The sequence below is a fragment of the Staphylococcus agnetis genome (assembly GCF_002901865.1).
GTDB classification, from domain to species: domain Bacteria; phylum Bacillota; class Bacilli; order Staphylococcales; family Staphylococcaceae; genus Staphylococcus; species Staphylococcus agnetis.
In genome coordinates, this window is the sequence record NZ_PPQF01000012.1 from 1 (window position 1) to 15417 (window position 15417).

The following is a 15417-nucleotide window of genomic DNA, read 5'->3' on the forward strand; positions in this document are numbered from 1 at the left end:
CTTTAAAAGTTCTAATAATATTAATTTTCAGAAATAAACATTATAATTTTAAATGGTAATTTGTAACGCTATGTTTTTGAGAAGAAGTAGGAGAAAATCTGAACTTTTTAATTTAAATTGAGAAATGATTGAGAATACTTAAGATATTGTATGGTGGGAGAAGTATTCAAGAAGCATATGTCAAAAAAATACAAGCCTTTGACATGGCCTAGTTGAAGTATGGAGGTGAGAAAGTGCTAATTTATATAAAGAAGTGGCTGGGACATAGCAGACCTGTTAATTAAAAATAAGCCAACAAAATTCATTGATACATGAACTTTGTTAGCTATTATTTATCTATATAAATCGATTTAGTCTTAGTAATGAACACTATGATGAATTGTGATTGATCCCTTAGCCGAGACTTCTGAGGCATTTAGCCGCAACCGAAAATCCATTTTGAGAGCAAAAACCTCTTAGATTTTTGCTCTCAAAATTAGTTGAGGTAAGGCGCCTAGAAAAGCGAGGCGTTAGGGACAATCATAGGTTTAATGATTTATGTCCCAGCCCCTAATGAATTTACGTTAAGCATAGCAAGAATGCGTTTACTAATATAATCCTTTTGTGTCGTTGCTGATATCGATATAAATATTTTTAATTTGTTGGTAATTGGCTATCGCATCTTTATAGGTTTCACGACCGATACCAGATTTCTTGTATCCTCCAAATGGAGCGCCTTCAGGAACTTGATTATAGGTATTAATCCATACACGTCCCGTACGTATATTTTTCGCGATGTGCAATGCACGATTAATATTGGATGAAAAGACACCCCCTGCGAGTCCATATTCAGAATCATTGGCAATGGAGATCGCTTCCTCATCATCTTTGATTTTAATAATAGTGAGTACAGGTCCGAAAATTTCTTCTTGTGCCAATTTGTTACGATTGTCCTTCACTTCAATAATTGTAGGTTGGAAGAAGTGACCTTTGTCTAGACCATTCTCTGTTAAACGTTCGCCACCGACTAATATATTTGCATCATGTGATTTCGCATAATCGATATAACTTTGAATTTTTTCAATTTGATCTTTTCCAGTTTGCGAACCCATTTGCGTATTCATATCTAATGGGTCGCCTACTTTAATATTTTTAAACGCTTCTACCAGTTTAGGTACAAATTCATCGTAAATTTTTTCGTGTACAAGTAAGCGTGAACCAGCACTACATACTTCACCTTGGTTGAAAAGAATACCTAGTTGGCTACCTTCGAGTGCGACGTCTTGATTTGCATCATCTAAAATAATGTTGGCACTTTTACCCCCAAGTTCTAAAGTAGTAGGGACGATGCGTTTAGCACCAGCTTCAGCAACTTGATAGCCTACTTCTGTAGATCCTGTAAAAGATAATTTATCAACACCTTCATGCTTAAATATAGCATCACCTGATTCAGACCCTTTTCCTGTAACTATATTTACTACACCATGAGGTAAGACGTCTTGAAAAATTTTTGCTGTTTCTAATAAGCTTACAGGTGTGGAGGATGAAGGTTGAATCACAACAGTATTACCAGCGGCAAGTGCTGGACCTAGTTTCCAAGATGCTAGTAACATTGGGAAGTTCCATGCGACAACGGCGCCCACTACACCGACGGGTTCGTGTGTAATTAAACTTAATGTATTGTCGTCAATTTGGTTAATTGAGCCTTCTTCTAGGTCTGTAACACTTGCGAAATATTGATAATGGCGTGCTGCAAAGGGAATATCAATCATAGAAGATTCTCGTAATGCTTTACCAGTGTTAATGCTTTCAATGGTTGCTAAACGTTCTTTATTCTCTAAAATGCGTTGACTAATTTCACGTAATAAATCAGAGCGTTCTTGTTTAGATTTGCGTGACCATGCAGGAAAGGCGTTTTGAGCAGCCTTCACTGCTTTATCAACGTCTGATTCATTTGCTCTTGCAATTTGAGTGATTGTTTCACTTGTTGCAGGATTTTGCACATTTAAATATTCTCCAGAATCTGGTTTAACAAATTCCCCATTAATAAATAAATCGTATTGCTCTGAAATATAATCTTTTACTTCAATTGCCATACTTTCAACCCCTTTATTTATCTCTTAAAATTGTACTTGCTTATTTATAATTTTAACGTTACCATTATTTTGAGTAAACTCATATGACTCATTTGGAAATAGTTCACTATTTCGTGAGGGGATAAAAGATTGTATTTTCGATAAATAAAAAACTCCTCTACATCAAAATGTAAAGGAGCTCATTATGGGGTGGAATAATTCAATAGGCGAACATATTGAGCTATTCCAGTTCAACTTTTCGTTGGGGAAAAATTGAAAGACTCATGTTTGAAAATGACTGATTTACACCAAAGGCATTGTGATGAGTGTGTTGCACAATGTCTTTGTGTGATACAATTTGTATTCAAAAAAATTGTACCTTCTTCGTATTATAAAGAGTATTCAGACATTTGTAAACAGTAATTATTACGATTAACAATCGATATCAAACTTAAGTCTTAGAGTAAAAACAATCTTACGTCCGATGTAATACTTTAGTAAAAACAGTATAGTAATGATAGAACAGTTAATCAAAATATTTCCCAATCCGAACTGTTCGATCCCAATTAAGATAAACATACACCCTTAAAGTAATATCTGATAGACCTCCTTATGAAAGTAGGACTAAAGTTGATTAAAAAAGTGTACTGTGTCCCCGCACAGTACATTTTTTTTATTAAAATTTTGTTTCCCTCTAAACACATACGCCTCATTGAAGGTTCTATGGTAAGATAAAACATGTATAGCGAAACAATACAAATTTCTTCGAGGGAGATATAAAAGTTGAAAAAATTATTGCATCGTTGGTTTATCGAAGGACTTAGTTATATGACTTTAGGACTGTTTAGTTCTTTAATTATAGGTTTGATTTTAGAAACAATAGGGAAGCAAACGCTTTTACCACAATTAGATTTACGTTTTTTAATTGAAGTAGGTAATGTTGCTAAAGGGTTAACTGGCGCAGCGATAGGTGCTGCTATGGCCTATGGCTTTAAATGTAAGCCGCTAGTTATCTTTTCGGCACTCATTGTTGGAATGATGGGCTATACCACATTTGCAGGTGGAGCAGTAGGCGCTTTTTTGGCAACATTATTAGTCGTAGAAATCAGTCGCATTTATGCAAGTAGAACAAAAGTAGATATTATCGTTACACCGATGTTAACGTTAATTCTTGGTGGTGCGGTTGCTAAATTTTTAGGGCCAATCTTAAATGAAATGATGAAAGCAATAGGGACGCTGATTATTGCAGCCACAGATCAACAACCTTTACTCATGGGTATCATTGTCGCTGTCATATTCGGACTATGTTTGACTGCACCTATATCAAGCGCGGCTTTAGCTTTAATGCTCGATTTATCAGGTCTTGCAGCAGGTGCTGCAACGGTAGGTTGTGCATGTCAAATGGTAGGATTCGCGATAATGGGTTACAAAGATAATGGCATCAGTGGTTTAATTTCAATTGGTATTGGTACAAGTATGTTGCAAGTACCGAATATTATCTTAAAACCATTGCTACTCATTCCACCTACACTCGCAAGTGCTGTCATAGCACCGATAATGACAGTATTTTTCCCAATGGTGAATAATGCAGCAGGTGCTGGAATGGGAACAAGTGGATTTGTCGGTCAAATTATGACAATACATACAATGGGAAGTTCCTTGCATACATGGCTATTAATCGGTGTCTTTCATTTCGCATTACCTATAATCGTTACATGGCTTATCTATCATTTTATGGCTAAACGACAATGGATTAAACCTGGTGATCAAACATTGCGTGCGGTTGAGTCAAGAAATTAATGCATGTGTTGCAGTATCACAATTGCATCACACATTTAATCGTTTCAAATCATAAACTTTTTAATTATACAATAAATGTAAAAAATTTGTGAATGTTTTAACATTTATGACGCATCTACCTCTTTTATTGATACACTTAGAGTGATCTTAATAAAAGGGGTTGTTTTTTATGGCAACAGCTGGAAAATCTAAGAAAAAACCAACCTTTAAACCGGTATGGTTTAGTATAAGTTTTATTGCATTAGTGCTTATTTTGATTGTGCCAACATCGGACAATTTACCTGTGATGGCGAAATGTGCTTTAGCTATTTTAGCGTTTGCTGTAATTTTATGGGTTACGGAAGCGGTAAGTTATCCTGTTTCTGCAACCATGATTGTCGTCTTGATGATTTTATTATTAGGATTTAGTCCCGTACAAAATTTAACGGAATCACTGGGTAATCCTAAAATAGGTAAAGATGTATTAAGTGGCTCTGACTTATTTGGAACGGCGAATGCATTGAAGTTGGCGTTCAGTGGTTTTTCAACGAGTGCAGTTGCACTTGTCGCGGCGGCATTATTTTTAGCAACGGCGATGCAGGTTACACAACTTCATAAACGTTTAGCATTATGGGTGTTATCGTTAGTAGGTAATAAAACGAAACGCATTGTCATTGGTGCGATTTTAGTGTCAATTATTTTAGCGTTTTTCGTTCCTTCAGCTACAGCAAGAGCAGGTGCAGTAGTGCCCATCTTATTAGGAATGGTGGCCGCATTTGGAGCTGCAAAACAAAGTAAGCTTGCAGCGTTATTAATTATTACAGCTGTGCAAGCCGTGTCTATTTGGAATATTGGAATTAAAACGGCAGCGGCTCAAAACATCGTAGCTGTAAACTTTATCAATGGTCAATTAGGTCATGATGTATCATGGGGTGAGTGGTTTTTATATGCGGCACCTTGGTCAATTATTATGTCAATCGTGCTGTACTTCGTGATGTTAAAAGTCATTCCACCTGAACAAACTGAAATTGAAGGTGGAAAAGAACTTGTCCAACAACAACTCAATGCTCTTGGTCCAATTACAGGAAAAGAGTGGCGTTTAATCATTATTTCTATCGCATTACTCATTTTATGGTCTACAGAAAAAATCTTGCACCCGATTGATTCTGCATCCATAACATTACTGGCATTAGCTGTCATGTTGACGCCTAAGATTGGTGTGATGACATGGAAAGAAGCTGAAAGTAAAATACCTTGGGGTACAATTATCGTGTTTGGCGTAGGGATTGCATTAGGAAATGTGTTGTTACAAACAAAAGCAGCCCAATGGTTAAGTGATCAAACATTTGGTTTAATGGGGTTACAACACATGCCCATCATCGCTACGATTGCGTTGATTTCGCTCTTTAATATCTTAATTCACTTAGGATTTGCGAGTGCGACAAGTTTAGCATCAGCATTAATTCCAGTATTTATTTCTTTAACGATGACGTTGAACTTAGGTGATATGTCAATTGGTTTTGTTTTAATTCAACAATTTGTGATTAGCTTCGGCTTTTTATTACCTGTGAGTTCGCCACAAGGGATGCTTGCCTACGGTACGGAAACGTTCACTGTTAAAGATTTTCTTAAAGCAGGCATACCGATTACCGTTATTGGCTATATCTTAGTAATTATTTTAAGTATGACGTATTGGCAGTGGCTCGGATTATTGTAAACAATAAGGGAGTTGTCTATCGAGAATTAGGCAACTTCCTTCATTCTATTTTTTATGATATATGATACGCTTTTAATGCAATAAGTTTCAAATAGGAGTTACGTAATATCCTAGAATTGTTACTTCAAAAGGTGAGCGTCGTACATTGATGGTTATGTTCTCATTGTCTTCGGTAACGCTTAAAGTGACCATTCAACAATATCAGTTATGATGGATGATGATTTAAATATATAAAATATGTGCGATGTTCAATGAGAGTGAAATAAGCAATGATTCATCATATTACATAGAACTTCTATACAATTTTTTAGAGGTGACAAATATGAATCAACGATATTTAAAAGTGTTAGGATTATATATTTTCAGTTCAGCGATTGGTGCAATGGTGACACGCATATGTGATAAAGATCATTTCTTAAAATGGTTCACTCAAACGACAATCGGTTACGGTGTGTTTGCATATGGGCTAAAAGCATTAACGCGTGCTAAAAATAAAGAAAAGTAACTATAAATCATTTAACTTTGGGTTTCGAAGATGGTGATTCCCATATGGCCGTTTATGACGACCGACAATACGATATTTTAAAGCTTTACCATTAATCACATTCAAAGAATGCGTCACTTTAATATGCAAAATATAGAAGGATTAAGTACTTTTAAAAGGCTTAATCCTTTTTTATTTTATTCAGACTACCATCATTTTGTACAATTTAGTAAAATAAAAGGGAATTTTATATTTGTTTAGGAGGCCATGCCATGGGAATTGAAAAACCAACGAAACACCTCAAAGATACATATGCTTCAAGAGAAATCATTGAAAATATTGTAGGTTCAGTTGCAATGAAGGAAGTGTTACTTGAACGTGCGTTTCCAAGATATGTTTTAAAATCAATGATGTCTGGATTTCTACTTACGATTGTAACGGTATTCATGCTTGCTATGAAAACACAACTCGTCGGCGCACCGCCGGCAGTCATTAATTTGATGGGAGCCATGGCATTTAGTGTGGCCTTAGTGTTTATAGTGCTCACGCATTCCGAACTTTTAACAAGTAACTTTATGTATTTAACGGTAGGCGTGTATTACAATGCCATATCACTCACTAAGACCATGTGGTTATTTACAATTTGTTTTATTGGAAATATTTTAGGGGCATTTGTACTCTTTGGACTCATGATTTTTACAAAAGTCATGACGCCAGAGATGATTCAAGCACTCACAGCTACTGTAGATGCGAAAACAGTAGCCTCTACATGGCAAGCCATTTTAGTTAAAGGCATCTTTGCTAATTTCTTTATCAATATCGGGATCTATGTATCGATGATGTTTAAAGAAGGATTGTCTAAAACGTTCTTTATTGCCATAGGTGTGATTATTTTCGTTTTCATGGGTTATGAACATGTTGTTTATAATGCTGGTTTATTCGTAGGGATGATATTTTATAATTTAGAGGCATTATCATGGCTAGATGTACTTAAAAATATCGTTTTTGCATTTATTGGAAACTATATTGGTGGGGGGCTATTCGTAGGTTTGCTTTATGCTTACTTTAATGGTAGTCGTAATCACACATAATTGTTTAAAAAGTCCGAGTGAAAAACTTGGACTTTTTTGTTTAGTCGTCTCTATAAATCTGTTACGCTTAAACTAATCGTAAACCAAATGGAGGGGTTCATAGTGAATCAATTGACGATCAGAATGGCGACATTACAAGATGCTGCAGTATTACAAGATTTAATGTATCGTGCATTCACACCGTTAAGAGAAGCTGGCATAGACTGGCCTTCTGTGAATGCAGATTTAGAGATGATTGAGAAAAATATAAAATATAATTCGGCTTATGTTTTAGAAAAACAAGGTCGCATTATTTCTACGCTCTCCATTCGCTTTCCGTGGGAACCGAAATATAAAGTGTCCCAATTTCCATTCATATGGTGGTTTGCGACAGATCCAGATTTTGCTGGAGAAGGGTACGGTGCACAATTAATGACTTATATAGAAGAGACGATTTTAAGAGATACATTAAAAGCACCCGCGGTTGTACTTGGTACATCTGCACGTAAAATGGCATGGTTAAAAGACGTATATGCGCGAAGAGGATATGAAACTTTTTTTGAAATGGAAGAAGCGAGTGGGGACCGTGGTGCGATGATGGTAAAAGTATTAATTCCAGAGCGCTATAACAAGGCATTACTAGCCCCACCGCCATGGTATGAAGGAGATTAAATGGAGCTAGGGAAAACCCTTACTTTTTACGAAAGGGAATTCCCTATTTTTGTCATAAGTTGTGAAAATAATCACATTAACGCCAGCATTTCATTTACAATAAATGTGTAGGGGGTGTCGTCGTGCATAAAACAATTTTAGTCGTGCATGGGATGCGCAAAGGAAAATTAAATGAAACGTTGTTGAACTTTATTCATCGCACCTTTAATGACAACGTCGTGGATTATGATGTTGCATTTTTGGAGAGTGAAACGATACAGCTCGATGAAGTGATTCAAAATAACATTGATGCAGGGTATCAGCGTATACACCTCATACCATTATTGTTATTTTCAGCGTCGCATTACTATGAAGATATTCAAGCGATATGCGAAACGTTTAACAAAAGAGAATCAAATCTTCAATTGGTACTAGGAAAACCTTTAGGAACCCATCCAATGATGAAACAATGGGTCGAATCACAAATAGATTCGTATCAACATGAGATGGATGCTTCTACAGGTATTGTACTTTTTGCGCACGGTAATGCAAGGTTTAATGAGCCAGACATCGCATTGACTGAAATTTGTGACAAATTATCCACACCAACTCGACCTTGTTATCCAAGTATGGTGTATGGCGACTATACTTTTACAACAACGTTACCTCAAATAGCGCAAAAACATCATAAGTTAATCATTATTCCATTCTTTTTTTATGATGGGTATCTTGTAAATAAGTCAAAACGACGCATACAAGAACTTAATTTACCAAACACCATTGTCTATACATCGGCGATTAATTTCCATCCTGTATTGGAAGCTGTAGTTCGAGAGAGAATGGCAGAATGCGAGGAGGTGCCGCATGTATCCCATTCAATTGAATCTTGCAAGTAAACATGTCGTCATAGTGGGTGGCGGTAAAATTGCTTGGAGGAAGTTTTCAAAGTTGGTTACAGAACCTTGTTCAATTGATGTTGTGAGTCCTAAGTTTCATGATGCTTTTGAAATGTTACAGCCTTCAGAACGACTCAGGTTGATTCGAGAACCTTATCATAAAGCGCACCTCAAACATGCGGATTTGATTATCATTGCGACGAACGATCCCCGAACGAATAACCAAGTTGCTATGGATGCTTTACCTTCACAATGGATAAACCATACAGGTGATCAGACACAATCCGATTTTTTTAATATGTTAACGATTGAACATCAAGATTTAATCATTGGTGTGAGTTCAAACGGGCAAAATATAGAACGAACGAAACGATATGCAGCGAAAATCAAAACATTTTTAGCTGCAGATGAGGAGGATATGCATGAGTAAGACGAAACTTTTGATGATTGGTAATGGTATGGCAGGTGTACGCACAATTGAGGAAATTTTAGAACGTGATCCAGAACGTTTTGAAATAACGATTATAGGTAAGGAACCATATCCAAATTATAATCGTATAATGTTATCTAACATTCTTCAAAATAAAATGACAGTTGAAGAAACGATTATGAATCCTTACGAATGGTATGAAGAACACGGTATTCATCTGATTACGGGTGATAAAGTGGTTAAGATTAACCGCGAAGCGAAAGAAGTGGAGACTGAAAAAGGTCAAATCGTCTCTTATGATCAAATGATTATTGCCACAGGCTCTGACTCATTTATTTTACCCATCGATGGCTCTCGACTAGAAGGTGTAGTAGGTTTTAGAACGATTGATGATACTGAAAAAATGTTAGAAACTGCCAAAACGAAGAAAAATGCGATTGTTATAGGTGGGGGCTTACTTGGACTTGAGTGTGCACGTGGTCTTGTAGATCAAGGTATGAATGTAACAGTTGTGCATTTAGCAGAGTGGTTAATGGAAGTACAACTCGATCGTAAAGCAGGAGAACTTTTAAAAGCAGATCTTGAAAAACAAGGCATTCATTTTGAACTTCAAGCGAATACTCAAGAAATTTTAGGTGAGCAACATGTGGAAGGTATTCGCCTTTCTGATGGCCGTATATTAGAAGCGGATATGGTGGTCATGGCCGTAGGGATTCGTCCAGTGACGAAAGAGGCACGTGCTGCTGGCTTAGAAATCGGTCGAGGTATTGTCGTCGATGACTTTATGAAAACAAGTGATCCGAATATTTATGCAGTTGGTGAATGTGCTGAGCACCGTTCAAAAGTTTATGGTTTAGTGGCACCACTTTATGACCAAGGTAAAGTATTAGCAGACCATATTACGGGTCAACCTACAGAAGGTTATAAAGGTTCGACAACTTTCACTTCATTAAAAGTATCAGGCTGTGACTTATTTAGTGCAGGATGGATCACAGAATCAGACGGTGTACGTGGCATTGAAACATTTAATGGTGTCGATAACATTTATAAGAAAGTATTTGTCAAAGATAAAACCATTGTTGGCGCAGTGTTATACGGTGATACAGAAGAAGGTAACCGCTTCTACAACATGATGAAAAAAGGCGATACGATTGATGAATATACACTTGTGTCAATTCTGCATAAAGCCGGTGAAGTAGATGCCATCAGTGTGGCAGACATGGATAATGACGAAACGATTTGTGGATGTAACGGGGTGTCAAAAGGGACTATCGTCCAAGCGATTCATGATCAAGGTCTAAAATCAGTTGCAGAAGTGACAAAAGCGACTAAAGCTGGGAACTCATGTGGTAAATGTAAAGGTCAAATTGCTGAACTTTTAGAGCATACACTGGGTGATGATTTTGTCGCATCAGCGCCTACGGGTATTTGTGCATGTACAGATTTATCGCGAGACCAAATTGTGACACAAATCCGTGCAAAAGGGCTTAAAACATCAAAAGAAGTGCGTCATGTATTAGACTTCAAGGATAAAGGTGGCTGTCCAAAATGTCGTCCAGCCATCAACTACTATTTAAACATGGTATATCCACATGAACATGAAGATGAAAAAGCATCACGCTTTGCCAATGAACGTTATCATGCCAATATTCAAAATGATGGAACATTCTCTGTTATCCCTCAAATGCGTGGTGGTGTGACAGATGCAGATCAATTGATTCGACTTGGTGAAGTGGCGAAAAAATACGATGTGCCCTTAGTAAAAGTAACAGGTTCTCAACGTATTGGTTTGTATGGTGTGAAAAAAGAGGAACTGCCTAAAGTTTGGGAAGACTTAGATATGCGTTCTGCCTCTGCATATGGTAAGAAAACACGTTCAGTTAAAAGCTGTGTAGGTAAAGAATTCTGTCGCTTTGGCACACAATATACAACAAAGCTTGGCATACGTTTAGAAAAGACGTTTGAGTATATTGATACACCGCATAAATTTAAAATGGGGGTATCAGGTTGTCCACGTAGTTGTGTAGAATCTGGCGTCAAAGATTTTGGTGTCATTGGTGTTGAAAATGGTTTCCAAATTTATGTAGGTGGAAACGGTGGTACAGATGTCGTTGTTGCTGAACATTTAACGACCGTTGAAACAGAAGATGACGTTGTTAAATTATGTGGTGCGTATATGCAGTATTATCGTGAAACAGGCATTTACGCTGAACGTACAGCACCATGGTTAAAACGTTTAGGTTTTGATCAGGTGAAGTCTGTTGTGTTAGACCCGGAAAAACAAGATGAGTTATTTAATCGTATTATGGATGCGAAACGTGCTTATGACAATGAACCATGGCAAGAAGTCGTAGAGGACGCGCGTAAACGTTCAATCTTTGAAGTGGAGAAGGTGTAATCATGGCAATCACTCATGAAAAAGTAAAAGTAGCACATATTTCTGAATTAGAACCATTAATTGGTAAAAAAGTTATTGTAGGGGATTTACAAATTGGTTTGTTTTTGACAGAAGAAGGCGATATTCACGCGATAAACAACGTATGTCCGCATAAACAAGGACCGCTTTCTGAAGGCACGGTGAGTGGGCATTATGTATTCTGTCCATTGCATGATCAAAAAATCGACTTAACGACGGGTGAAGTTCAAGAACCTGATGAAGGTTGTGTGGCGACGTATCCTGTTGAAGTTATTGATGGGGACATTTACCTATGTCTATAACTGATGCACCACAAGTATACCTTGTGGGTGCAGGACCAGGTAATCCTTTATTATTATCCAAAAAGGCAGAGCGTTGTATCCAACGTGCCGATGTGATTCTTTATGACCAGCTTGTGAATCCCTTTATTTTACAACTCTCCTCGCCTGAGACGGAATGGATTCATGTCGGCAAAACGCCTTACACGACGTATATGAGGCAAGATGAAATCAATGCATTGATGATTGAAAAAACGAAAACACATCGGACTGTTGTACGTTTAAAAGGAGGCGACCCAGCCATCTTTGGCCGTCTTGCGGATGAGGTTGATATTTTAAAAGCACATCATATTACTTATGAAGTCGTGCCAGGAATTACTGCTGCTAGTGCTGCTATGAGTCAACTTCATCGAGGATTGACTGAGAGAGGTGTTGCGCGCAATATTACATTTACAACCGGCCACTTTAAAGATGATGAAGAAAATCCAATTGATATTACGACACTTAAAAATGGTGGTACATTAGCCATTTATATGGGGGTCAAACGTTTGCCGAAGTTAATGCAAGAAGTTCAGGATGAGGTTGAAGAGGATTTACCGGTAGCCGTTATTTTCAATGCAACATGTGTGAATCAACAAGTTATTTCTGGACACGTGTCGTCAATCACAGCTAAAATTGCTGCCTTGCCTGAACGCCCAGGACCTGGGATTACGATTGTGGGACATGTTGTAAGAAACATTTTAGAGGAAGTGCCCGCATTGTCTGAGATAAATTACGTATGTATCAAAGGAAGACGCGACCTTTGTATGGCGCACGCCATGGATATATATGAAAATGGCGGTTGGGCTATTATCGACGACAGAGTAACGTCAACACTTCATCCAACTCAAGTTGAAATATTAACTGCATTAATTGAAAAAACGCCATTTACACACGTGTTAAATGAAGCTTAAACGGATAGTACATTGGGTTCATATTAATCATGCATTATTCAGTTCATCTTTAGGTAATATGTGAGCGTTAACTGAATCCCTAGTTCCCATTTTAGAACCATGAAATATATTTTCTAACACCTTCAAAGTTCAAGTGAGGATAAACTTTGAAGGTGTTTTGTAACTTTAATAATCATTTGTACGTATCTTTAAAATAAATTCATATAAAATTCATGATTATTTCATACTTTAAAGTGATATTGTGCTAGGATGGTAGTGTACGACATTTTAAAGGAGGTTACATATGAAGCGATTAGGGTTTTATACTGTTTTTATGATGGTTATGATACTTAGCATTCTGTTCTTCGTGCCTGGAACATCGACATATGCTGAAACGGCATCACCACCGTCAGAAAAAACAACCAACGTACAGCAAACATCATCTGAACCTGTGTCGACAACATCTTCAGTCACACAGTCACCATCGATGAATCATACAAATAAACAGACATCTACGGCAACGACATCTGATGCGTCTCAACCACAATCTACAGATCATCACGTGCAACCACAAGTGTCAACAGTAACAGCTGATACAGCATCTCATGAGACTGTCAATCAAAAGGAATCTCAATCAGCAAAACGCACACTAACCGGGATTCAATCTCAGGCGACAACACAACCGAAACAGGCACAGGCAAAACCATCTCAGACACACACCATATTACATACGAATGATATTCATGGACGTCTCGTTGAAGAAGAGGGTCGTGTCATCGGGATGGCAAAAACCAAAACCATTAAGGATCAACATCAACCGGATTTAATGTTAGATGCGGGGGATGCATTTCAAGGTTTACCATTATCAAATCAATCTAAAGGTGAAGAAATGGCGAAAGCGATGAATGCCGTTGGATATGATGCGATGGTAGCTGGTAACCATGAATTTGATTTTGGCTACGATCAATTGAAAAAGTTAGAAAGTATGTTAAACTTTCCGATTTTAAGTTCGAACGTCTATAAAGATGGGAAACTAGCATTTAAACCATCTACCATAATTGAAAAAAATGGCGTCCGTTACGGCATTATCGGTGTTACAACACCCGAAACCAAAACGAAAACAAGTCCGACAGGTATCAAAGGTGTCACATTTGATGACCCACTTAAGAGCGTTTTACGTGAAATGGATGCCTTAAATGGTAAAGTCGATACATTTGTCATTTTATCTCATCTGGGTGTCGATTCAACGACTCAAGAGACGTGGCGCTCGGATTACCTTACGCAACAAATTAATCGACGCACACAGTATACAGTGCCTACCATTGTCATTGATGGCCATTCACATACGGTGATGCAGCATGGCCAAATGTATGGGCGTGATTTACTTGCGCAAACAGGAACAGCGCTTGCGAATATTGGTAAAATTGATTTTAATTTTGCCAATAATACAGTAAGTGATTTGAAAGCATCTTTAATCAGTGTGAAAGATGTAGCACAAGTACAACCAGATCCAACAGTGAAAGCGCAAGTTGATAGAGCGAATGATGCATTCTTAAAAGAAACGTCAGCAGTCGTTATACCGAATAATACAATTGTTTTTGAAGGCGAACGTGACAAGGTTAGACGTCATGAGACAAATTTAGGTAACGCGATTGCGGATGCAATGGAAGCATATAGCAAGAATCACTTTAGTCAACCAGCTGATTTTGCGGTAACGAACAGTGGAGGCATACGTGCTTCTATTAACAAAGGTGAAGTCACACTCAACCATATTATTACAGTACTGCCATTTGGTAACACCATTTCTCAAATTAAAGTGAAAGGATCAGATGTACGCGCTGCATTTGAACATAGTTTAAGTGCACCTACAGAAAATGTAAACGGTACGACGCAATTGTCTGCGAATGGCGGCTTGTTACAAATTTCTAAATCTATACGTGTATATTATGATATGGCACAACCAGCCGGCAAACGTATCAAAGCGATTCATGTTTTAAATAAGCAAACAGGTAAGTTTGAGGCGTTAGATTTAAATCGCACATATCGCATTGCGACGAATGATTTTACAGCATCTGGTGGAGATGGCTATACAATGTTAAATGGACCTAGAGAAGAAGGATTATCTTTAGATAAAGTGTTTGCGGATTACTTAAAACAAGCCGATTTATCACAATATGATACAACGGCGCCAACACGCATTATTAACGGCGATCCTGAAGCTTTAGAAACTCAAGAAGATAAAGTGATACCTTTCCCTAAACAACCGAAAGCACCGAATCAAGCACCGTTACCAAATGATACGAATCAACAATCAAAAATTCGAAAAATCAATAACAACGTGATAGTTTCAAATCAAACGCATCATATGAACAACGGTACTAAAGCCATAGGCTATGCACCTTCAATTCAAATGAATAGTCAGAATGGTTATGTCAATGCGAAAGGCAAACGCGTATTATTACGCACTGGTCAAGATTTATTATCGACAAACCAGTCACAACAGTTACCTGATACAGGACATTCTCAACAAACGCCAATATGGCTTGGTGGTTTGCTTGTTATGGGTGGTATGGTTTTAATAAGACGCTACACTGCTTGAGAAGATTGAAAGATAAATTAAATAATTGCATCTTTTGAAGTGTAAAGATTAAGCGCTCAAAATTCCACATTGGATTTTGAGCGTTTTTTGTGTTGATTTTTAATTCATCAC

Annotated in this window: 12 protein-coding genes; 11 read left to right on the plus strand and 1 reads right to left on the minus strand. The window is 37.4% G+C overall.

Annotation, left to right across the window (positions count from 1 at the left end):
• Window positions 1-587 precede the first annotated feature (587 nt).
• The gene (locus CD172_RS02210) at window positions 588-2075 is read right to left on the minus strand and encodes an aldehyde dehydrogenase family protein (protein ID WP_103345344.1); all 1488 of its coding nucleotides are present in this window, start codon (window positions 2073-2075) and stop codon (window positions 588-590) included.
• A 762-nt stretch (window positions 2076-2837) separates the two neighbouring features.
• On the opposite strand from CD172_RS02210, the gene CD172_RS02215 reads away from it, so the two are divergent.
• The 11 genes from CD172_RS02215 (at window position 2838) to CD172_RS02265 (ending at window position 15306) form a co-directional block, all read left to right on the plus strand.
• A complete protein-coding gene (locus CD172_RS02215; RefSeq protein WP_103345345.1) occupies window positions 2838-3854 on the plus strand; it encodes a PTS sugar transporter subunit IIC in 1017 nt (338 codons plus the stop codon).
• 169 nt (window positions 3855-4023) lie between these two features.
• Window positions 4024-5550, plus strand: coding sequence for an SLC13 family permease (locus tag CD172_RS02220; RefSeq protein WP_103345346.1), 1527 nt, complete (start codon window positions 4024-4026; stop codon window positions 5548-5550).
• A 322-nt stretch (window positions 5551-5872) separates the two neighbouring features.
• Window positions 5873-6055 carry a hypothetical protein gene (locus CD172_RS02225; protein WP_037566517.1) on the plus strand — a complete coding sequence of 61 codons (183 nt, stop codon included), beginning with the start codon at window positions 5873-5875 and terminating at the stop codon, window positions 6053-6055.
• Between the two features lie 251 nt (window positions 6056-6306).
• The gene (locus tag CD172_RS02230) at window positions 6307-7125 is read left to right on the plus strand and encodes a formate/nitrite transporter family protein (protein WP_103345347.1); all 819 of its coding nucleotides are present in this window, start codon (window positions 6307-6309) and stop codon (window positions 7123-7125) included.
• Between the two features lie 102 nt (window positions 7126-7227).
• Complete coding sequence (locus tag CD172_RS02235; RefSeq protein ID WP_103345348.1) at window positions 7228-7776, plus strand: GNAT family N-acetyltransferase; 549 nt, start codon at window positions 7228-7230, stop codon at window positions 7774-7776.
• 122 nt (window positions 7777-7898) lie between these two features.
• The gene (locus tag CD172_RS02240; protein WP_103345349.1) at window positions 7899-8651 is read left to right on the plus strand and encodes a sirohydrochlorin chelatase; all 753 of its coding nucleotides are present in this window, start codon (window positions 7899-7901) and stop codon (window positions 8649-8651) included.
• Entirely contained in the window at window positions 8620-9081 is a 462-nt protein-coding gene (locus CD172_RS02245) for a precorrin-2 dehydrogenase/sirohydrochlorin ferrochelatase family protein (RefSeq protein ID WP_103345350.1), read from the plus strand. The genes CD172_RS02240 and CD172_RS02245 overlap by 32 nt, the downstream gene beginning before the upstream one ends.
• On the plus strand, window positions 9074-11479 hold the full coding sequence (nirB, locus tag CD172_RS02250) for a nitrite reductase large subunit NirB (RefSeq protein WP_103345351.1): 2406 nt from the start codon (window positions 9074-9076) through the stop codon (window positions 11477-11479). The genes CD172_RS02245 and nirB overlap by 8 nt, the downstream gene beginning before the upstream one ends.
• A 2-nt stretch (window positions 11480-11481) precedes the next feature.
• Window positions 11482-11799, plus strand: coding sequence for a nitrite reductase small subunit NirD (gene nirD / locus CD172_RS02255; protein ID WP_037566523.1), 318 nt, complete (start codon window positions 11482-11484; stop codon window positions 11797-11799).
• Window positions 11790-12728, plus strand: coding sequence for a uroporphyrinogen-III C-methyltransferase (cobA, locus tag CD172_RS02260; RefSeq protein ID WP_103345352.1), 939 nt, complete (start codon window positions 11790-11792; stop codon window positions 12726-12728). Before nirD ends, cobA begins: the two co-directional genes overlap by 10 nt.
• A 322-nt stretch (window positions 12729-13050) precedes the next feature.
• Window positions 13051-15306 carry a 5'-nucleotidase C-terminal domain-containing protein gene (locus tag CD172_RS02265; protein ID WP_411755709.1) on the plus strand — a complete coding sequence of 752 codons (2256 nt, stop codon included), beginning with the start codon at window positions 13051-13053 and terminating at the stop codon, window positions 15304-15306.
• Window positions 15307-15417: the final 111 nt, after the last annotated feature.